This is a genomic window from Gluconobacter kondonii (assembly GCF_002723995.1).
In the GTDB taxonomy this organism is placed as follows: domain Bacteria; phylum Pseudomonadota; class Alphaproteobacteria; order Acetobacterales; family Acetobacteraceae; genus Gluconobacter; species Gluconobacter kondonii.
Genome location: NZ_BEWP01000002.1, coordinates 256,149 through 275,743, shown reverse-complemented (window position 1 = coordinate 275,743; position 19,595 = coordinate 256,149). Strand labels below are relative to the sequence as shown.

Annotated in this window: 15 protein-coding genes and 1 tRNA gene; 11 read left to right on the top strand and 5 right to left on the bottom strand. The window is 60.5% G+C overall.

Annotation, left to right across the window (positions count from 1 at the left end):
- Positions 1 to 56: 56 nt before the first annotated feature.
- Entirely contained in the window at positions 57 to 3,131 is a 3,075-nt protein-coding gene (locus GKO01_RS03755; RefSeq protein WP_167383419.1) for a Hint domain-containing protein, read from the bottom strand.
- Between the two features lie 295 nt (positions 3,132 to 3,426).
- Between GKO01_RS03755 and gyrA the strand changes: the two genes are divergently transcribed.
- From gyrA to GKO01_RS15900, 4 genes are all read left to right on the top strand, one after another.
- Entirely contained in the window at positions 3,427 to 6,216 is a 2,790-nt protein-coding gene (gene gyrA / locus GKO01_RS03750; protein WP_099285877.1) for a DNA gyrase subunit A, read from the top strand.
- Positions 6,197 to 6,727, top strand: a complete 531-nt coding sequence (gene coaD / locus GKO01_RS03745; RefSeq protein WP_099285802.1) for a pantetheine-phosphate adenylyltransferase — start codon at positions 6,197 to 6,199, stop codon at positions 6,725 to 6,727. Before gyrA ends, coaD begins: the two co-directional genes overlap by 20 nt.
- A 31-nt stretch (positions 6,728 to 6,758) precedes the next feature.
- Positions 6,759 to 7,244: a peptidylprolyl isomerase gene (locus tag GKO01_RS03740; RefSeq protein WP_086649281.1), complete on the top strand. Its 486-nt coding sequence runs from the start codon at positions 6,759 to 6,761 to the stop codon at positions 7,242 to 7,244.
- Positions 7,245 to 7,431: 187 nt separating this feature from the next.
- Positions 7,432 to 7,608, top strand: coding sequence for a hypothetical protein (locus tag GKO01_RS15900; protein ID WP_167383418.1), 177 nt, complete (start codon positions 7,432 to 7,434; stop codon positions 7,606 to 7,608).
- A 57-nt stretch (positions 7,609 to 7,665) separates the two neighbouring features.
- On the opposite strand, the gene GKO01_RS03735 is transcribed toward GKO01_RS15900, so the two are convergent.
- Both GKO01_RS03735 and arfB read right to left on the bottom strand, forming a co-directional pair.
- Positions 7,666 to 10,308 (bottom strand): TonB-dependent receptor plug domain-containing protein, encoded by a 2,643-nt coding sequence (locus GKO01_RS03735; protein WP_099285801.1) that lies wholly within the window; start codon positions 10,306 to 10,308, stop codon positions 7,666 to 7,668.
- A 344-nt stretch (positions 10,309 to 10,652) separates the two neighbouring features.
- The gene (gene arfB / locus GKO01_RS03730) at positions 10,653 to 11,075 is read right to left on the bottom strand and encodes an alternative ribosome rescue aminoacyl-tRNA hydrolase ArfB (protein ID WP_062031087.1); all 423 of its coding nucleotides are present in this window, start codon (positions 11,073 to 11,075) and stop codon (positions 10,653 to 10,655) included.
- 151 nt (positions 11,076 to 11,226) lie between these two features.
- Here arfB and GKO01_RS03725 point away from each other — a divergent pair.
- Positions 11,227 to 11,302: transfer RNA gene (locus GKO01_RS03725), tRNA-Lys, on the top strand.
- A 111-nt stretch (positions 11,303 to 11,413) separates the two neighbouring features.
- Positions 11,414 to 11,575: a hypothetical protein gene (locus tag GKO01_RS15895; RefSeq protein WP_167383417.1), complete on the top strand. Its 162-nt coding sequence runs from the start codon at positions 11,414 to 11,416 to the stop codon at positions 11,573 to 11,575.
- Between the two features lie 22 nt (positions 11,576 to 11,597).
- Here GKO01_RS15895 and GKO01_RS03720 read toward each other — a convergent pair whose 3' ends face one another.
- On the bottom strand, positions 11,598 to 14,252 hold the full coding sequence (locus GKO01_RS03720; protein ID WP_099285800.1) for a 2-oxoglutarate dehydrogenase E1 component: 2,655 nt from the start codon (positions 14,250 to 14,252) through the stop codon (positions 11,598 to 11,600).
- A 68-nt stretch (positions 14,253 to 14,320) separates the two neighbouring features.
- On the bottom strand, positions 14,321 to 15,283 hold the full coding sequence (locus tag GKO01_RS03715; protein WP_099285799.1) for an alpha/beta hydrolase: 963 nt from the start codon (positions 15,281 to 15,283) through the stop codon (positions 14,321 to 14,323).
- A gap of 175 nt (positions 15,284 to 15,458) precedes the next feature.
- On the opposite strand from GKO01_RS03715, the gene GKO01_RS03710 reads away from it, so the two are divergent.
- The 5 genes from GKO01_RS03710 (at position 15,459) to GKO01_RS03690 (ending at position 19,591) form a co-directional block, all read left to right on the top strand.
- Positions 15,459 to 15,782, top strand: coding sequence for a hypothetical protein (locus tag GKO01_RS03710; protein WP_099285876.1), 324 nt, complete (start codon positions 15,459 to 15,461; stop codon positions 15,780 to 15,782).
- A gap of 80 nt (positions 15,783 to 15,862) precedes the next feature.
- Entirely contained in the window at positions 15,863 to 16,501 is a 639-nt protein-coding gene (locus GKO01_RS03705) for a 2OG-Fe(II) oxygenase family protein (RefSeq protein WP_099285798.1), read from the top strand.
- Between the two features lie 23 nt (positions 16,502 to 16,524).
- The gene (locus GKO01_RS03700) at positions 16,525 to 17,592 is read left to right on the top strand and encodes an aspartate-semialdehyde dehydrogenase (protein WP_099285797.1); all 1,068 of its coding nucleotides are present in this window, start codon (positions 16,525 to 16,527) and stop codon (positions 17,590 to 17,592) included.
- Entirely contained in the window at positions 17,589 to 18,476 is an 888-nt protein-coding gene (locus GKO01_RS03695; protein ID WP_099285796.1) for an N-acetylmuramic acid 6-phosphate etherase, read from the top strand. The genes GKO01_RS03700 and GKO01_RS03695 overlap by 4 nt, the downstream gene beginning before the upstream one ends.
- A 29-nt stretch (positions 18,477 to 18,505) precedes the next feature.
- Positions 18,506 to 19,591 (top strand): anhydro-N-acetylmuramic acid kinase, encoded by a 1,086-nt coding sequence (locus GKO01_RS03690; protein ID WP_099285875.1) that lies wholly within the window; start codon positions 18,506 to 18,508, stop codon positions 19,589 to 19,591.
- Positions 19,592 to 19,595 lie beyond the last annotated feature (4 nt).

Below are 19,595 nucleotides of genomic sequence, written 5' to 3'. Positions count from 1 at the left end.
CCAAAAAAACCTCACCCCCGAAAGGGTGAGGCTTTTTCATTTCAGACCGGCTGGCTTCAGGCGGTCAGGGCTGCGTTTTCTTCCGACGTCACCAGATAGGGGCCAGCGGCCAGGATCTGGATGGCGAGCATGCCGAGGCTGTTCGGCTGACGGGCCGTCAGTGGCAGCATGGCGTTGCCGTTCGTCCAGCGGACTGCGGTGTTCTCCTGAACGTCCCAGCCGGACAGGTCTGCGTCCGTCAGGTGCTGGTCGATGCGGATCGTGTTACCCGAGTCGAACAGCGTGATTTCACCGACCAGAACGCCGAGTTCGCGACGGTCATCCACGAACGGTCCGACCGTTTCGCTCGGGCTGGAGGTACGGGACACGATGCGAACGCCTGTCACGTCGGACGGGATCATGAACATCGCGCGGCCATTGGCGGTGCGGACCTGATGGATGGTCTGGCCCGTGCTGGCGACGAGGTACAGGTTGGCGTCTTCGGTCAGAGCCGGAGCGGCAACCGTGTTCTCAAGGCCTGCTGCGATGGCGCGGGCTTCGATCTCACGGAATATCGGCTCGACCACGTCCCGGCTGACGGACAGCGGAGCTGCTGCGTCGTCATTCCAGTTGCGCTCGCGGCCACCCAGAGAAACAACGCTGCCGTCCTGACGGAAGGACTGGCGGTTGCCGGTGTCGAGGTAGCTTTCCGTCAGCATGCCGTCTGCCATGATGACCGAGTGTTCAGCCGTTTCCACATGGAAGTAGTCATAAACGGCGATCGTGCGATCATAGACCACCGAACGACCATTCACGAGCATACGGGCCGGGATGAAACCGCCATTGATGAACAGGCAGTGTTCCGGAGTGACCAGCATGTCCTTGTAAGGCACGCCTTCGGCGAGTGCGCCCTGCATGATGCGGACCGGATAACCGGCTTCCGCGTCGGCCAGACCGGCCTTGGCGATCATGTGGGAACGGCCGGCCCAGGTGACTTTGCGCTCGACGGTTTCGCCGTTCACGAAAGCCAGAACCGTGCTGCCGAGGCGCAGGGTCTCAACGGCCACATCGCCTTCCGGCGTGCGGATCATGCTGCCTGCGAGGAAGCAGGGGCCTTCAGCTATGGCTTCGATAATAAAAAAGCCTGCCTCTGAATCTTCCGCAAGAAAGCCAGTGCTGCCGTCTTGGACGATGGTGGCGTTGGTTCTTGGAACAAAGCCGTTTGCCATATGCAGGTCGCCGAATGTCAGCAGGCGACCGTCAGCCAGCGTGATCTGAAGCGTGTAGGAGCCATCAGCGTTCGGCGTGTAGGTGGCAGCCGTCGGAGCGGAAGACACACCGGAGATGCCGAAATGCGTGTTGGCGGAGACGCCGTTGATCACGACGCTTTGGGTGTTCGATGAGTCTGTGTGCAGCAGGCCGTTAGCCTGAACATACACCGTGTTGATCGTGTTCGGATCAACATTGATGGTATTGATGTTTTCGCCCGGAGACAGAAACAGGCTGCTGTCTTGCGAGAGGTTGAGTGTACCGCCGGAAACGGAGATTGGGTTGGTGGCAGCGCCCAGCGTTGCGTTGATCAGGTTGATCGTGCCGCCATTATTGACGCTGTTTGTATCGAACACGACGTTGTTGTCGTTATTCATGATCGTAATAGTGCCGCCGTCACGGTTCTCTGTGACGCCGCCAAGTTCGACCTTTGCTGCGGTGTTAATGAGAATTGTACCGTTGTTTTCGAAACCGGACGTTGCGAAAACGTAGCCGCTATAAGTGCTGCTACCCTGCGCGGTAATCTCTAGTGTGCTGTTCTGCCAGACGTTGAGGCTGCGGATTTGGTTGTAGGACGGTGCGTCGGCGACGACGACGTTGGGCGTGGTGTTGCCGACATAGCCGACATTAACGTCAGCATTCTGCTCGCTCTGCGGAACCGCGTCGCCGCCGAAGGAACTGTTGGATGTGTTAATGACGTTGCCTTGGCCGTCGTATAGCGTCCAGTTTTTCGGATCGTACCAATCGCCACCCGTAGCAGAACCGGTCCAACGCCAGACGTTGTCATGGTTGTGGTAGCTGACGGCATTGCTGCTGTACTGCGAGGTATCGCCACCGGCTGCAGCCGCTGCGGCTGCGGTGGAGGCAAGATGCTGGTGCAGGTCGCTGGTGACATAGGAGGCAGGAGCCGTTGATGTGCCAGCGTCTTCGATGAGCCAGCCGTTCGAGCCGTCCTGTACGATTGTGGCCTGTGTAGCCGGTGTGTAGCCGCTGGCGACATTGACCGTCGGGTACGTAATGGCGCGGCCGTCATCAAGGGTGATCGTTAGCGTATAGGAGCCGTTTGTATTGGCTTCATATGTGGCGGAGACCGGCTTAGAGGAGCCGCTCAGGATGCCGAAATGCGTGTTTTCGGAAACGCCGTTAATGACGGTGTTCTGAATGGAGCCGCTGCTATTGGAGAAGCGGTCGTTGACATACAGCGTGTTGACGGTTGCTGGGTCGATGTTGACCGTGGCGCCTTCGCCGTACAGGTTCGCAATGAGCGTGCTGTTCTGCTGAAGGTTGATCGTTCCGCCTGAAACGTTAATGGGCGTTGCAAGAGTGCCGAGGGTTGAGTTGACGAGGTTGAGTGTGCCGTTATTCAGCTGCCCGTCGTCAAACGTCACATTGCCATCGTTGTTCAGGATTGTCAGGGTGCCGTTACCCGCTGTCACGCCGCCAAGTTCGACTTTTGATGGGGTGTCGATGATGAGGGTGCCGTAGTTCTCAAAACCGGCTGTTGCGAAAACGTTTCCGTTTCCACCCTGTGCGGTGATTTTCAGGGTGCTGTTTTGCCAGATGCTGAGGCTGCGGATCTGGTTGTAGAGAACGGCATTGGACACGACGACATTCGGTGTCTCGTTTCCGTAGTATCCCACGTTGACGTCAGCATTCTGCTCGCTCTGGGGGATGGGATAGCCGCTGAAAGCACTGGAGGACGTATCAACCGGATTGCCGGCATCGGTCAGAACCCAGTTGCTGGGATCGGTCCAGTCGCCGCCCGTTGCGGGGCCGACCCAGCGCCAGGAATAATCTTGCTGATGGTAGCTTGTTTCGGTGGTGTTATAGCTTGCGTTGTCACTGCCGGCGGGCGTGATGTCGTCGGTGTTTGTGTCGGCCATGATGAGATCTTTCCGAAAAAGTTCCGGCACGGACTCGCCGGAGTGTGTTTGGGAATTGCTAACGTGCTCAATTGGTGCTCGCAAGTTAATAAGATGTTAACGCTGAGCTATATTTTGGAGAACTTCGTTAATCTTTCGTTCGTCGCCTTTACTTGTCGAATGCTTACGAGCCTGAATTTCGACTGAAGGAGAATGTGCGTCACAGTGTCGGGTGTGGGCCGGGTGTGGCGTGATGGCGACGCATGCGGTATGCTGGAAAAACTGAATTCTAGCGTGGTGACCTGTCTTGACCGAGCTGACCGAGCCGACTGATCTGCCCTCTTCCGGCCGTCTTCCTGTGACGATCGAGGAGGAAATGCGCTCCTCCTATCTGGCCTATGCGATGTCCGTGATCGTATCGCGCGCGCTGCCGGATGTGCGGGACGGTCTGAAGCCGGTTCATCGCCGTATCCTCTACGCCATGCGTGAAAGCGGCTTTACGGCTGATAAGCCCTATCGCAAATCTGCACGTGCTGTCGGTGATGTGATGGGTAAATACCATCCACATGGTGACAGCTCGATTTATGACGCCATGGTCCGGATGGCGCAGCACTGGTCGATGCGCGTCAAGCTGATCGATGGTCAGGGTAATTTCGGGTCGGTCGATGGCGATAGCCCGGCAGCCATGCGTTATACCGAAGCGCGTCTGGCCAAGGCGTCGTCCTTCCTGCTGGACGATATCGACCGTGATACCGTTGATTTCCAGCCGAACTACGACGAAAGCGAGAACGAGCCGAAGGTTCTGCCGGCGGTCTTCCCGAACCTGCTCGTCAATGGTGCGGCTGGTATTGCCGTTGGTATGGCGACCAATATTCCGCCGCACAATCCGGGCGAAGTCATTGATGCCACACTGGCGATGATTGCCAATCCGGACATCGAACTCGACGAGCTGATGCAGATCATCCCGGGGCCGGATTTCCCGACGGGCAGCATCATCATGGGGCGCAGCGGTATCCGTCGTGCCTATGAGACGGGTCGCGGGTCCATTCCGGTGCGGGCACGTGCCGAGATCGAGGAAATCCGCAAGGACCGTCAGGCCATCATTATCACCGAGATCCCGTATCAGGTGAACAAGGCCACGTTGCAGGAAAAGATCGCCGATCTTGTTCGGGCCAAGGAAATCGAAGGCATTTCCGACATCCGCGACGAGTCCGACCGCTCCGGAATGCGTGTTGTCATCGAGCTCAAGCGCGATGCAACGCCGGATGTGGTGCTGAACCAGCTCTACCGTTTCACGCAGCTTCAGACGTCCTTCAGCGCTAATATGCTGGCGCTCGATGACGGCAAGCCGCGGACGATGGGGCTGAAGGACATTCTGGAAGCTTTCCTGCGTTTCCGTGAGGAAGTCATTCTCCGTCGCGCCCGGTTCGATCTGAACAAGGCACGGGATCGTGGGCATCTGCTGGTCGGTCTCGTTCTGGCTGTCGCGAATATCGACGAGGTCATCGCGCTGATCCGTGCGGCCCCGGATGCTGCGACAGCGCGTGAATCGCTGATGGCGCGTGAGTGGGATGCTTCGGAAGTTATTCCGCTTCTGGAACTGATCCACGACGAAGGCAATGTCATCATCGATGGCAAGGTTCGTCTGACGGAAGCGCAGGCGCGCGGTATTCTTGAGCTGCGTCTGCAACGCCTGACGGGTCTGGAGCGCGAGAAGATCCAGGGCGAACTGGGTGAGGTGGCCGTCAAGATCGGTGAGCTGCTTCAGATCATCGAGAGCCGTCCGCGCCGGATGGAAGTCATGCGCGAGGAGCTTCTGGCGGCCCGTGCGGAAGTCGCGACCCCGCGTGCGACGGAAATTTCCGATTCACTTGGTGACCAGACCGATGAAAGCCTGATCGAGCCGGGACAGATGGTTGTGACCATCACGCGCGACGGCTTCATCAAGCGTACGCCGCTGGAGGTTTTCCGGTCCCAGAACCGGGGTGGTCGTGGTCGTACGGCCTCGGGTCGTCGTGGCGATGACGTGATTATCCGCAGCTTCAACGCACACACGCATCAGTGGGTGATGTTCTTCTCTTCGGGCGGCAAGGCTTACCGGATGAAGGTCTGGCACTTGCCGGAAGCCGCGCCGACCGCCAAGGGCCGTGCGCTGGTCAACCTGCTGCCGGAACTGGGAACGGATTCCATTACGGCCGTTCTGCCGCTGCCGCAGGATGAGGAACTGTGGGACGATCTGCACCTTGCCTTCGCGACAGCCAGCGGCAATGTGCGCCGTAACCGTCTGAGCGATTTCCGCAATATCCGTGCGTCTGGCCTGATCGCCATGAAGCTCGACGAGGGGGATTCCCTCATCGGTGTGGCGACCTGCCGTGAAGGTCAGGATGTGTTCCTCGCAACGAAGAACGCGCGTTGCATCCGCTTCCAGATCACGGATGAGACGCTGCGCGTGTTTGCCGGTCGTGGCAGCACGGGCGTGCGGGGCATCCGTCTGGGGGATGGCGATGCGGTGATTTCGCTGTGTATCCTCAATCATGTGGATGCCAGCGTCGAGGAACGCTCGGCCTATCTGCGGATGGCCAATGCCAAGCGCCGTGCTGAAAATGCGGCTCTGGAGGACAGTGCCGAAGACGAAACCGTGTCCGGCGACGAGGAAATCGTCGAGATCGCGGGCGATCTGACGCAGGAGCGCTTCGAGGAACTGGAACAGCAGGAAGAAATCCTCCTGACCGTAACGGATGGCGGCTTTGGCCGTCGCTCTTCGGCCTATGATTACCGTGTGTCGGGCCGTGGCGGTCAGGGTATTACCAACATGACCTTCTCTGCGAACCGTCGCGGCAAGGAAGTGGTGGGCACGCTGCCGACGCTTGATGGCACGGACGTCATGCTGGTCACGGATACGGGGCGTCTGATCCGTCTTCCGGTGTCGCAGGTCCGCGTCATGGCGCGTCAGGCCAGCGGCGTGACACTGTTCCGCCTGAATGACAGCGAAACCGTCATCTGTGTCTTCCCGGTTCTGGAAGATGACACGGAAGAGGGCGATGCCGACGAGACTGTGGCCTCCGAAGCTCCTGCCGCTGGTGACGATGCTGCACCTGACGCCTGAGGCGCGGACGGATCCGCGTGTCGGGTTTTATCCCGGCACGTTTGATCCGGTCACGTTTGGGCATCTGGACATCATCCACAGGGCCTCCGCGCTGTTCGACCGGCTGCTGGTCGGGGTGGCGGTCAATGAAGGCAAGCAGCCGCTTCTGGATCTGGAGGCGCGGCTCTCGGCTCTGCGGCATGAGGTGGACAAGCTGCCGCATGGGGAGCGGGTCGAGGTCGTTGGCTTCGATACGCTTCTGGTGGATGCCGTGCGTCAGGCCGGGGCGGGCACGGTTGTGCGCGGGCTACGTTCGGGGGGCGATTTCGATTACGAAAGCCAGCTTTCCGGCGCTTTGCGTCGTTTGGCCCCGGAAATCGAGACGGTTTTCCTGCTGTCGTCTGAAGAACATCGCAGTACGGCCAGTCGCATCGTGAAGGAAATCGCGCGGCTGGGAGGCGATATTTCACCCTTCGTCAGCGAAGATGTTGCACATATCGTCTTGTCGAAACTGGGCCGAGGGCCGACATAGGAACCTTCAACGAATTCTGGAAGGTTCCAAGATGTCCGATACTGCAGTGCCCGACGGCAACAAGCTGGTTTTCGAGCTCAAGACTGGCAAGGTGGTCATCGAGCTGCGCCCCGATCTGGCGCCTCTGGCGGCCGAGCGCCTCAAGCTGCTGGCCAGCGAAGGCTTCTATGATGGCGTGAAGTTCCATCGCGTGATTGAAGGCTTCATGGCACAGGGTGGCGATCCGACGGGAACCGGCACGAGCGGCAGCTCCTATCCGGACCTCAAGGCCGAGTTCACGAATGCTGCCAAGTTCGAGCGTGGCACGGTCGGCATGGCCCGCACGATGGCACCGAACTCCGCCAACAGCCAGTTCTTCATCATGTTCGCTGCCAGCCCGCATCTGAACGGTCAGTACACGATCGTCGGTCAGGTCACGGAAGGCATGGAATATGTGGACCAGCTCAAGCGTGGTTCCGGCGCGGGTGGTGTGGTCAAGGACCCCGACATCATCGTCAAGGCCTATGTCGAAGCCTGAATCCTGCGTAAAAGCGGATTTTACGAAAGCCGGTGCAGTGATGCGCCGGCTTTTTTTTGTTGCTGATTTATGTCGCGTGATAGGCAAGGTTTTTTATAAATCGTTCTTATGAACGGATAGAAACATAAGATTTCACGGATATTTTTTCTGATCGTATGGTCGTCAGGATCAGAAAAGGAAGAATAAAATGATGATCAGGAAATCAACGCTGGTATTGGACGTGATGGTTCTATCCTGTGCGCTGGCTTTGTCTGCCTGTTCGAGTGGCGTGGTGCATGGAGAGGATGCGCGCAGTCATTTCGCCAATACTGTCGCGATCACGACACCGGATGTTGCAAGTATTCCGGATCGGGCTATTTTCTAAAGAAAAAGGCGCCCTGTAGCGGGGCGCCTTTCTTATGAAACGGTCTGAAAGTGGATTTCAGAAGCTGGCGTTGATACGGCCGTAATAGTAGCCGCCGGTGATGGGAACCTGCAGAGAGAACTGGTCGTAGATCTGGGCGCCGCGGGAGTTGTTGATCTGCGGAACACGACGGGGGCGGACGTTGAAGACGTTGTTCGCACCGATCGCCAGATGCCAGTGGCTGTTGAAGCGGTAGCCGACTTCGATATCGGTCAGCCAGCGCGGCGTATTCTTGAACTGCGCAAAGCAGCTGTTGGAATAGGCCAGCTTGCCGCCGCTCGGGCATGTGAGCGTCTTATCCGTCCAGTCATAGTAGGTCAGCATGTCCGTGGTCTCGCCGTAGCGGGTCTGACGCACGTTCAGGTCCCATTTTCCGATCGTATAAAACGCGTTCAGGATGATTTTGCTGCGCGGATAGGCGGTCGTGATGTAGCCGATGTTCTGTGCGTTCAGCAGCACATTGCCGTTGGTGTCCGTTCCGTTGTGGTGCAGACGTGTCCGGTTCAGGTCCAATGCCATGCTGAGGTTCAGGTTGCCAGCATTATGGAAGCGGAACGTGTAGTCCGCCTTGATGTCGAGCCCCTGCGTGCGGGTGCTGGCGCCATTGGTCATGTAATAGGCGGAGACGTTGTCGAGGGTGATGCTGTTCAGAGGCAGGGAGTATCCCATAGCTTCGATGGCATCGACGGCGGGCTGACCGTTGACGGTACCACCGCCCACGATGCGGTCACGCAGATTGATCTGATAGACATCCGTCTCGACGTGGAAGTTCTTCACGGGCTCCAGGACGATGCCGCCGCTGGCGCTAACGGAACGTTCCGGCTTCAGGGCGCTCGCACCCAGAATACGGGCGGCTGTTGAGTTGACGGGCAGCAGGCCGGAGGCGCCGGTTGGGTCCACGTTCATGGCGCTGTAGTGCTGTTCGGCCAGCGTCGGCGCGCGGAAGCCGGTGCTGATTGTCCCACGGATCGCGATGCGTTTGCTCACGTCATAGCGGGTCGAGACCTTGCCGTTTTCCGTGTTGCCGACATCCGTGTAGTGCTCGAAGCGACCTGCGAAATCGAGATCCCAGTGCGGGAGCGGATGGAAGTCGCCATCGACATAGGCAGCCCAGATGTCACGGCTCCAGTTGCCAGCACTGTTGGGGCCGAGACCGGCATAGCCCTGCGTGCCGCCTAGTTCATAGGAGGGCGGGGTGCCTGCCTTGATCTCATAGGTTTCGAGGCGGTGTTCGCCGCCGAAGGCCAGCGTCATGGGCACGACGTTGGCGATATTGAAGTGGCGGCGGAAGTCCAGATTGTTGGTCCACTGCGCCATACGATAGGTTTCAGCACGCGTCGTGGTGGGGGACCAGCCGCAACCATCGGTGGAATAATAGGCCGAGCCCGGAACTGTGGAGCATGTGCTGGCCAGCATACCGGTATTGACGGTGTTTTTGTTGCCGATTTTGTTGCCATCGGCGCCGTATGTGGTGCTCAGATCCCAATCGAAGCCCAGGAAGTTGTCGCCCTTGAGGCCCAGCGTGGCGGCATAGTCGTTCTCTTCCGAGGTTTCGAGCGGGGAGAAGCCAGCCGGATACATGGTGGGCGCGATGACGGGCGTGCGGTAGTTTTCATACGCTTCGCCGTGGCGGTGCATATAGGTGATGAGGCCGTAGAAATTCACGCCTTCGGTAATGGTTTTGCCGAAGTCGATGGCGAGGCTTTCGCGGGTTTCTTCGGGCGTGCTCATGATCTTGTTGGAATTGGTCGGCACGTTCATCGCATTCGGAACGATACCGTTATAGTAGCCCGTCGTGGTGGCGTTGGTGGGCCAGCTTCCGAGCAGACGGTGATCATGCGCGCCGACGACCATGTGATCCGTGTGATAGACTTCGCCGCTGAGATGCAGGTAGCCGTCGCTGCCCCATTTTACGCCGCCATCAGCGCCGACCTTGTACTGCCAGCCATCGCCGTTATAGGCGTTTGCGCCGGTCTGTACGGAGGTCTGCATGCCGTGAGCCTGTTTTTTGGTGATGATGTTCACCACACCGGCAATCGCATCTGAGCCGTACATCGCAGCCGCGCCGTCTTCGAGCACTTCGATATGGTCGATGGCGTTCGCGGGGATTGTGTTCAGATCGGCGCCTGTGGAACCGAACTGCGGGCCTGCATCGGCGGTGATGTTCGCCGTGTTGTGGCGGCGCTTGCCGTCCACCAGAACCAGCACTTCGTTCGGGCCGAGGCCGCGCATCTGGATGGAGGACGTCAGAGCTGCGGAATCCGCACCCATCGCCACCACGTTGATGGAAGCATAGGTCCGGGTCAGGGCGTCCGAGAGGTTCAGCATGCCCGAACGGCGGAGCGTCGCAGCGGAGACCACGGTGACGGGGGACGTGCTTTCGCGGGCCTTGCGGTTGGTCGCATGGGTGCCGGTGGTGACGTTGATCGTCTCGGCTTCACCCGCGAAGTTGATGTCGGTCTTTTTCTTGCGTGGCGCGGCCGTCGCAGTCTTCGCGACTGGAGCGCTGGCGGGATGTGCCGTTGCGTGCGTGCTGCTGCCGGTCCGGATGCTGTGGTGACGGACAGGATGACTGGTTGTCGTCGCGGCGAGCGCGGACAGACAGGGCATGACAGAAAAGGCTGTTGTCACGAGCAGGGAGATGCGGTGCCGGGATTTCATTATTACTCTTTGTACCTCCATAAGACACCGCCCTTGGGTTCAGAGGGGGGTTCAGAAGAGTAATGATAAAAACTCGTTACGCGAAAGTAGCAAAAACGATTTCTGAAAACAGTTTTTCTCCCTGTTGCAGGTTGGCAACAAAAAGATTTTACGGTTCGGTTTGGGGAAATTAAATTCCACATTGATAATTTTTTGAGAAATATAGAGTTGTTCGTTTCGGTGGTGTTTATGTGATCCAGCTTTGGGTTCGGATTTATGTTATTTGATCGTATCGGATGAGATCGTGGTGAAAGGAAAAAGCTGCGGCTGGTCCTGTTCGGAATGGGTGTCGTTGATGGCCCCGGTCAGTCGTCCAGACGCACGGTCCGATTGCGCTTGATCCCTGCCCGGTGGGATTTTCCATCCAGACGCCGCTGTCTGGCGGCTTTCCCGGGGCGTGTGGCGACGCGGAACGCAGGGCGATGGGCCGCTTTCCGGATCAGTTCCGCCAGACGCTCTATGGCGTCTTCGCGGTTGCGCTGCTGCGTCCGGAAGCGACGGGCGGTGATGATGATTTCGCCATTCTGCGTGGCCCGGCTGCCCGCCAGTTCGATCAGGCGGGTTCTGATCCGGTCTGGCAGGGCGGGAGATCGTGCGGCGTCGAAGCGGAGCTGTGCGGCCGTCGCCACCTTGTTGACGTTTTGACCGCCGGGGCCTGACGCCAGAATATAGGTCACTTTCAGTTCGTCGTCTTCGAGTGCAAGGCCGGGAAGAATCTGGATGGGCATCTGTTTCTTCCTTTCGGGGCTAAGAGACGAAGCGTGGGGCGCCCATAGCCTCTTTTGCGAGGAGAGACCATGTCTGGAGAGGCACTGGGCCTGTTTTTCGCGGTTGTGAGGTTGACGCCCTTATAGGTTGTGGGGTAGCCAGCGTGCGGATGAACCGGTAGCTCAGTTGGTAGAGCATTCGACTTTTAATCGAATGGTCCTGGGTTCGAGTCCCAGCCGGTTCACCATTTTCCCTGAAAAGAGCAGATGTCCCTACATCCAACAGCGATCCGCTGGTGGTCTGCCGGGGTTTTGCGGCTTATGATGTCGCAACAGGCTGATACGCAAGGAAAATACTGATGACGCGGGTTCGGATTGGGATAGCGCTTGGACTTCTGGCGGCGCTGGCGGCGTGCGGGCCGGATTATGGCGGTCAGGGGTCTCGGCAATTTCGGGGCGATGATTATGGCAATGTGGGCGCGGGCCGCAGCAGCTATGGCTATCAGGGCGGCCCGACCTGAGGTTTTTCCTGTTCGGGGTGGTTCAGGACAGAGCGTCCTGAACCAGTTTTTCCTGCTGGGCGGCGTGAACGCCCGGTAGTCCGGTTGCGGGAGAGGCGGCACTGTCGCGGCCTGCATAGTCCGGGCGCTGGACCCGATGCTCGCAGGCGCGCAGGGCGCGTTCGATGCGACGGTCTACGAAAATCCATGCCCCGTTATTGAGGGGCTCTTCCTGACACCACACGACCTGTTCTGCGTCCGGGTGGCGGGCGAGCTGCTCCATGAGTGCATGGTGCGGGAAGGGATAGAGCTGTTCCATGCGGATGATGGCGACGTCGTTGCGGTTCTGGCGCTCGCGCTCGGCAACCAGATCGTAATAGACCTTGCCAGTGCACAGAATGACGCGACGTGCGCCTTCTTCCTTGGCCGGGTCCGCGATGACGGGCTGAAACCGGGTGTGCGGGCCCATTTCGTCCAGCATGGATACCGCATCCTTGTTACGAAGCAGGGATTTGGGTGTGAAAACGACCAGCGGCTTGCGGCAGCGTCGCGCGATCTGGCGGCGCAGGGCGTGGAAGTAGTTGGCGGGTGTGGTGATGTTGCACACGCGCATGTTGTTTTCGGCGCAGAGCTGAAGAATGCGCTCGGGACGGGCGGAAGAATGTTCCGGGCCGCCGCCTTCATAGCCGTGCGGCAGAAGCAGGGTCAGGCCGGAGGTCCGCAGCCATTTGGTTTCGCCTGAGGCAATGAACTGGTCGAGGATGATCTGCGCGCCGTTGGTGAAATCGCCGAACTGCGCTTCCCACAGAACCAGCGCTTCCGGATCGCCGAGGGAATAGCCGTATTCGAAGCCGAGAACAGCATATTCCGAGAGCGGGGAATTCCAAATGTTCAGCGGGGCCTGATGGGGCGCGATATGGGTCAGGGGCGTGTCTTCGCGGCCTGTGTCCTGATCGAACAGCACGGCGTGGCGCTGGCTGAATGTGCCGCGACGGCTGTCCTGACCGGACAGGCGGACGGGGTGGCCATCCATGGACAGGGTGCCGAAAGCGAGGGCCTCGGCGGTCGCCCAGTCGAGCGGGCCGCCATCGGCCACCGCCTTGCCGCGTGCCGTGATCTGACGGGCCAGACGCGGATGAACCGCCAAGCCTTCCGGAATCGTGCCGATGGCCTCTCCAACATCCCGCAGGCGGCGGAGCGGTACGCCGGTCATGGGCTGGATGCGGTCCTGCTCGTCCTGCAGACGGGTGGGGTCTTCGGGGCCGTCCAGCCAGTCCGTGCCGTCGGGGTGATAGGTCTTGGATTTTTCGAACTGTTCTTCCAGACGGTTCTGGAAGTGGTTCCACATCTCCTCGACTTCGGCTTCGGTCATGACGCCCGTGCGGATCAGGTGCTGGGCGTAGAGGCTTCGTGTCGTGGCGCGGGACTGGATGGCGTGGACCATCGCTGGCTGTGTGAAGGCGGGTTCGTCGGCTTCGTTATGGCCGTGACGGCGATAGCAGACCACATCCAGCACGATGTCCGACTGGAAGGTGCGGCGCCATTCATGCGCCAGAAAAGCGCAGCGGGAGACGGCTTCGGGGTCATCGCCATTGACGTGCAAAATCGGGGCCTGAACGGATTTGGCGATGTCGGTATTGTGGATGCCGGAATGGGCGTCGGACTGGACGGTAGTGAAGCCGATCTGGTTGTTGATGATGACGTGAACCGTGCCGCCTGTCCGGTAGCCTTCCAGCTTGGACAGGCTCAGGGTTTCGTACACGACGCCCTGACCGGCGAAGGCGGCGTCGCCGTGGACGAGAATGCCCAGATGATGCTGGCGGTCGTGGTCCTTTTCGCGGTCCTGATCGGCGCGGACGCGGCCCAGCACAACAGGGTCCACCGCTTCCAGATGCGAGGGGTTGGGCAGGAGCGAAATACGGACGGTATGGCCCGCATGTTCGAGCGTCGTGGCGGTGCCGAGATGGTATTTGACATCGCCCGAGCCCTGAATGGTGTCGGGCTTGAAGGCGGTGCCTGCGAATTCGCTGAAAATGGCGGCAAACGGCTTGCGCAGGATGTTGGCCATTACGTTCAGACGGCCGCGATGGGGCATGCCGAGCGAGACGGAGCGCACGTCGTCCTGTGCGGCGGCATCGATCAGGGTGCGCAGGGCGACAATGACGCTCTCGCCGCCTTCAAGGCCAAAGCGGCGCATGCCCATGAAGCGCTTCTGGCAGAACTGCTCGAAGGCTTCGGCGCGGGTGAGGGCGAGGAGGAGGCGCTTCTGGTCCAGCGACGGGCCGGGAACAGGGTTTTCAAGACGGTCGATCCACCACTGGCGTTGGGCGGGGTCCTGAAGATGCATGAACTCGGCGGCCGTGGTGCCGCAGTAGGCACGGCGCAGGCGGGCGATCAGGTCCCGGTCGGCACCGGGCGGGTTTAGTTCGGCAATATCGGGGACGGGTGCCAGACCGAGCGGGTCCAGCTTGGCGATGGCATGTCCGCGCAGGCGATAGGCGAATTTCAGGCTCTCGGTGCTGGCGTCGGTCTGTTCGGCGGCATCTGTGGGCAGGCGGTCGGAGCCGAGGGTTTCGAACAGGGCGGCGAAAGCCGTGTCCACGGATGACGGGTCGTGCTGCCAGCGTGTGTGCAGTTCCGCCAGATAGACGGTGTTTTCGCCGTTGATGGCGTCCCGGTCATCGCGATGGTCGCCCATGAACTCGTTCTCCTGTCTCCCCGGCTCCTGTGACGTGAACCGGGGCCTGTCTTTTGGCCGCGCACTCTTCAGAGACCGAATCCGCGTTTCATGGCGTCGATGCGGCGTGCGATGGAGCGGGTGGCGACCGGGGTGTCTGTCTGGTCGAAGATATGGCAGGCGCCGGGCACGATTTCCAGTTCTACCGAAACGCCCTGATGGATCAGGCGCTGCGCGTAGGCGAGGTCTTCGTCCAGAAACAGGTCCAGCGCGCCCACGGACAGATAGGTCGGGGGCAGATCCGATAGGTCGGTGGCGCGGGCGGGCGCGGCGTAGGGCGAGACGTCAGCCGAGCCGGGCGTTATGGGATTGAGGAGAGCCGTCCACATGAAGGTGTTGCTGGCGCGGGTCCATATGAACTCGCCCCCAACTGGGGAGGCGTCGGGCTGACCCGTCGTCGTGCGGTCGTCGAGAACGGGATAGACGAGGTTCTGGAACAGGAGCGTCGGTCCCTCGCGGTCCCGGGTCAGAAGGGCCAGCCCCGCAGCAAGGCCGCCGCCCGCGCTTTCGCCGGTCAGGCCGATGCGGGAGGCGTCGATTCCGAGTGTGTCGGCGTTGCGCGTGATCCAGCAGAGTGTCGTGTAGGCATCCTCGATCGCTGCCGGGAAGGGATGTTCCGGCGTGAGGCGGTAATCCGGGGAAATGACCACGCAGTCCAGATCCTGAGCGAACTGGCAGAGCTGGGTGGCTGTGAGTTCGGGCTGGCCGGCGAAATAGCCGCCGCCATGCAGATGCAGAAGGACCGGACGCGGGGATGTTGCGTCTTTGCGCGGGCGGACGGTGAGGAGGCGGAGGTCGGGCGCGGTGTCTGTGGCGGGGATGGTCAGTCGTTCAAGAATGACGGGATAGTCTTCGGCCTGAAGGAAGGACTGTCCGGCGGCATATTCCAGCCCTCTGCGGAAAGCGGGAAGGGCATCGGGTGAGAGATCGACGATCGGTACTTCTTCAAGAAGCGGGAGCAGTTCGGGGAGGACGAGAGGGCGGGTGTTCATAGGTGTCACCTTGCACCGGGGAGGCAGGAGGACCATGTGTACGCCTGATGGTCGGGCGGCTTGAAGGCAAAAATCTGTTCGTTCCGCCACAAAGATGCCGCAACTTTTAACGTCCGACGTCGTCTTGGTGACTGACCGGTCCTGAGCCGGCCTTGTTGGGATGGGAGTTTCGCTCATGCGTGCTCTGCTGTTTCTTGCAGTTCTGACGGGAAGTGGTCTTGTGTTGACGGGTTTATCGGCTGGCGCGCAGGAGCCGCGCCGGGTTGATCTGTCTGCACGTTCCGTTCTGGCGGATGATGTCGGACAATCTGGAGTGGATCATCGGACGCTGGAATGTCGGACAGATCCGCGCCTGCTTCATACCGTGTGGGACGGGCGGATCTCGTCCCTACCGGTGCCGCATGTCTGTACGAAGGGTGCGAACCGTCTGGGGGCAGGATATGTCCGCTATCTGGCGACGAGCCGGATGGTCAGGACGCATAAGCCGCTGCGGGGGTAATATTCTTTCGTAAAAGGCAGATCTCACATGTGTGGAATAGGCCTTGTCGCCGACGTGGGCCGCGTCTAGCCTTCCGCGCCATGAGCAGGATTTCCCTTGATTATGATGCGTTCGAGAGTGCGCCCGTTGCGGAAAAACCGTTTCCGCATCTGGTGGTGCCGCATTTCATCGGTAACGATGACCTGAAGGCGGTTGTCTCCGATCTGCCGGAAATGAAGTCCGGTGGCTCCTTTCCGCCACAGGCGCTGAAGCTGACGCCACGTGTTGCGGGTATGATTGCGGAGTTGCAGGGGCCGAAGCTCAAGGCGCTGGTGGCGGAGAAATTCGGGCTGGATCTGGCGGATGCGCCGACCATGCTGACGATGCGCGGGCGCACGCGGGAAAAGGACGGGCGGATCCATCGGGATTCGGAGGCCAAGCTGGTCACGATCCTGCTGTATCTCAATCCGCGCGGCGAGGACTGGGCCTCACGCGATGGCTGCCTGCGCCTGTTGAACGGGCCGGATGATGTCGAAGATTTCGATGTTGAGGTGACGCCCGCCGAAGGAACGCTTCTGGTGTTTCCGAACGGTCCGGCCACCTGGCACGGACACCGGCAGTTTGTCGGAACGCGCTATGCGATCCAGCTCAACTATATGGCGACGGGGCGCAAGGCCCGCTACGAACTGCGGCGGCACCGTCTGTCGGCGCTTTTAAAGCGTCTGCCCTTTTCGGGCTGATTTTCAGGGAACGGGAAAAGATCATGGGTTATCGGGTTGCGGTTGTTGGCGCCACGGGTGCGGTCGGGCGCGAACTGCTGCGAATTCTGGCGGAGCGGGAGTTTCCGGTCGATGAGGTTGTGGCGCTGGCCTCGCCGCGTTCGGCAGGGCGCGAGATTTCCTTTGGGGACAAGACGGTCCTGAAGGTTCAGAACCTTGAGACGTTCGATTTTAAGGGCTGGGATATTGCGCTGTTCTCGCCGGGCGGTTCGGTTTCGGCCGTTTATGCGCCCAAGGCTGCGGCTGCCGGATGCGTGGTGATCGACAACACGTCCCATTTCCGTATGGAGCCGGGAATCCCGTTGATCGTGCCGGAAGTGAACGCCGCCGCCATCGGCAAGGCGAGCCGGGGCATCATCGCCAATCCGAACTGCTCAACCGCACAGATGCTCGTGGCGCTCAAGCCGCTGCATGACCTGTTCCGCATCAAGCGGATCGTGGTCTCGACCTATCAGGCCGTTTCAGGCGCGGGCAAGGACGGGATGGACGAGCTGTTCGCCCAGACCAAGGGCACGTTCGTCAACGATCCGCCAACGGTTGCTCAGTTCACCAAGCAGATTGCCTTCAATGTCATTCCCCATATCGACCGTTTCATGGACGACGGTGCGACCAAGGAAGAATGGAAGATGGCCGTCGAAACCCGCAAGATCATGGACCCGGACATCCAGGTTCTGGCGACCTGCGTGCGCGTTCCGGTGTTCATCGGACATTCGGAAGCCATCAGCATCGAGTGCGAAAAGCCGGTCGATCTGAAGAAGGCGCGTGAGGCGCTGCGTAAGGCGCCGGGTGTGATTCTGCGCGATGAGCGCGAGGATGGTGGTTACGTCACGCCGATCGAATGTGTGGGCGAGGATGCGACGTATGTGTCCCGCCTGCGGATTGATCCGTCGGTCGAGAACGGTCTGGCGCTGTGGTGTGTGTCCGACAATCTGCGCAAGGGCGCGGCTCTCAATGCCGTCCAGATTGCGGAAAGTATCGTGGAGCAGGGACTTCTGAAGGACGGGCAGCTTTTCCGTCGCAACGAAGTGCCGGACGAAGACGAGGCTGAATGACAAACTCCCGCACGGAGACGGTTCTTGCGATCAATGAAGATATCGAGCGCCTGCCGCTCGATGCTCTTCTGGAGCGGCTTCTGACATCGCAGAAGGCGGCGCTGGATCGGGTTGGTGAGGCGTTGCCGTCCATCGAACGCGCCGTCGAGGCGGCTGTGCCCCGGCTTCAGGCCGGGGGGCGGCTGGTCTATGCGGGGGCCGGGACGTCGGGACGGATTGGCTTGCAGGATGGTGTGGAGCTGACGCCGACCTTTGGTGTCGCGCCCGAAAAGCTGGTTCTGCTGCTGGCTGGTGGCGCCGGGGCGACGACGCAGGCAGCGGAAGGTGCGGAAGACCGAGAGGATCAGGCGCGGCTTGATCTGCTTGATTATCATCCGACCGAACGTGATGTGGTGATCGGCGTCGCGGCCAGCGGCAACACGCCCTACACCTGTGCGGTTGTCCAGCTCGGACGGGAAGTCGGAGCCCTGACGATTGGCGTGAGTGGCAATTCGGAGTCGCGTCTGTTGCAGGAAGCGGAGTTCGGGATCTGCATTCCGACCGGGGCTGAGGTTCTGGCCGGTTCGACACGGATGGCCGCTGGCACTGCTCAGAAAGTCACGCTGAACCTGTTTTCCACCGCGCTGATGACGCGTCTGGGGCATGTCTATCGTGGGCGCATGGTGGATATGCGCATCAGCAACGAGAAGCTTCAGGTGCGCGCGGAACGTATGGTCATGGAGCTGGCCGGAGGGACAGTCGAAGAGGCGCGTGAGGCTCTGAAGCTTGTGCAGGGGAATACGAAACGGGCCGTTCTGCTGCGGCACGGTGTGGCTCTGGTGGAGATCGAGCCGCTTCTGGAGCGGTGCCAGGGCAATCTGCATCTGGCGCTCGCCGGGCTTTGAACGCTGCGGCCAACGCGGGCGCGACCGGGATGCTCTGGGCGCTTGGACTGATGAGCGGGACGTCTCTAGACGGGGTGGATGCCGCCCTGATCGAAACGGATGGTGTGCGAATCGGGCGTACCGGGCCGTCCTTGACGCTGCCCTACAGTCCGGAACTCCGGGCCAAAACGCGGGCTCTGCTGGATCGTGCGGCGGGTCTGGCGGAGGATGATTCCGACGTTCTCGCGATCGCCCGGGATCTTACTTTGCAGCATGTGGAGGCGGTGCGTTTGTTGCGGGAGCAGGCACCGGATCTGGAACCTGCGGTGATCGGGTTTCATGGTCAGACGATCCTGCATCAGCCGGAACTGGGCCGAAGCTGGCAGATTGGGGACGCCCGGCTCCTTCAGGAACGGTGCGACGTTCCGGTTGTGCATGATTTCCGGACGCGGGATCTGGAAAATGGCGGGGAAGGCGCGCCGCTGGTTCCAGTGTTTCACGCCGCTCTGCTTGAGCAGGAACGGCGTCCTGTTGCGGTTCTCAACATTGGTGGCGTCGCCAATGTGACGGTTCTGGGAGCGCAGGACCCGGCCGGGGAGCGCGGCGTGTGGGCCTGTGATACCGGGCCGGGAAACGCGCTTCTGGATGACTGGGCGCTCCAGCATACGGGCCAACCCTGTGATTTCGGTGGCGCACTGGCATCTGCGGGAACGGTCTGTCAGGATGTTCTGGAGGCGCTTCTGGCGATGCCGTATTTTGCACGTCCTATGCCCAAATCACTCGATAGGCTGAGTTTCCATCCTGAAGCCATGGCGCTTGTGCGGGATTTGTCTGCGGAAGATGGTGCAGCGACTCTGGCGGCTTTTACGGTTGAATCCGTGGCCCGAACGGTGTTTCCGGTGCGGCCGGAACTGTGGTTTGTGGCGGGAGGCGGGCGTCACAATCCGGTCCTGATGGATGGACTGACCCGACGGCTAGGGTCTGTGGCATCCGTAGACAATTTGGGGTGGGACGGGGACGCTCTGGAAGCGCAATGTTTCGGGCTTCTGGCCGTGCGCTATCTGCGCGGGCTGCCGTCCTCCTGGCCGGGGACGACCGGGGTGAGGCAGCCCTGTCTTGCGGGAAGGACTGTCTGACGGC

Bases quoted from the DNA above. Each gene is read 5' to 3' on its own strand.
- GKO01_RS03755 (WP_167383419.1), bottom strand. From the start codon at position 3,131: ATGGCCGACACAAACACCGACGACATCACGCCCGCCGGCAGTGACAAC.
- coaD (WP_099285802.1), top strand. From the start codon at position 6,197: ATGCTGCACCTGACGCCTGAGGCGCGGACGGATCCGCGTGTCGGGTTT.
- GKO01_RS03740 (WP_086649281.1), top strand. From the start codon at position 6,759: ATGTCCGATACTGCAGTGCCCGACGGCAACAAGCTGGTTTTCGAGCTC.
- GKO01_RS15900 (WP_167383418.1), top strand. From the start codon at position 7,432: ATGATGATCAGGAAATCAACGCTGGTATTGGACGTGATGGTTCTATCC.
- GKO01_RS03735 (WP_099285801.1), bottom strand. From the start codon at position 10,308: ATGAAATCCCGGCACCGCATCTCCCTGCTCGTGACAACAGCCTTTTCT.
- arfB (WP_062031087.1), bottom strand. From the start codon at position 11,075: ATGCCCATCCAGATTCTTCCCGGCCTTGCACTCGAAGACGACGAACTG.
- GKO01_RS15895 (WP_167383417.1), top strand. From the start codon at position 11,414: ATGACGCGGGTTCGGATTGGGATAGCGCTTGGACTTCTGGCGGCGCTG.
- GKO01_RS03720 (WP_099285800.1), bottom strand. From the start codon at position 14,252: ATGGGCGACCATCGCGATGACCGGGACGCCATCAACGGCGAAAACACC.
- GKO01_RS03715 (WP_099285799.1), bottom strand. From the start codon at position 15,283: ATGAACACCCGCCCTCTCGTCCTCCCCGAACTGCTCCCGCTTCTTGAA.
- GKO01_RS03710 (WP_099285876.1), top strand. From the start codon at position 15,459: ATGCGTGCTCTGCTGTTTCTTGCAGTTCTGACGGGAAGTGGTCTTGTG.
- GKO01_RS03705 (WP_099285798.1), top strand. From the start codon at position 15,863: ATGAGCAGGATTTCCCTTGATTATGATGCGTTCGAGAGTGCGCCCGTT.
- GKO01_RS03700 (WP_099285797.1), top strand. From the start codon at position 16,525: ATGGGTTATCGGGTTGCGGTTGTTGGCGCCACGGGTGCGGTCGGGCGC.
- GKO01_RS03695 (WP_099285796.1), top strand. From the start codon at position 17,589: ATGACAAACTCCCGCACGGAGACGGTTCTTGCGATCAATGAAGATATC.
- GKO01_RS03690 (WP_099285875.1), top strand. From the start codon at position 18,506: ATGCTCTGGGCGCTTGGACTGATGAGCGGGACGTCTCTAGACGGGGTG.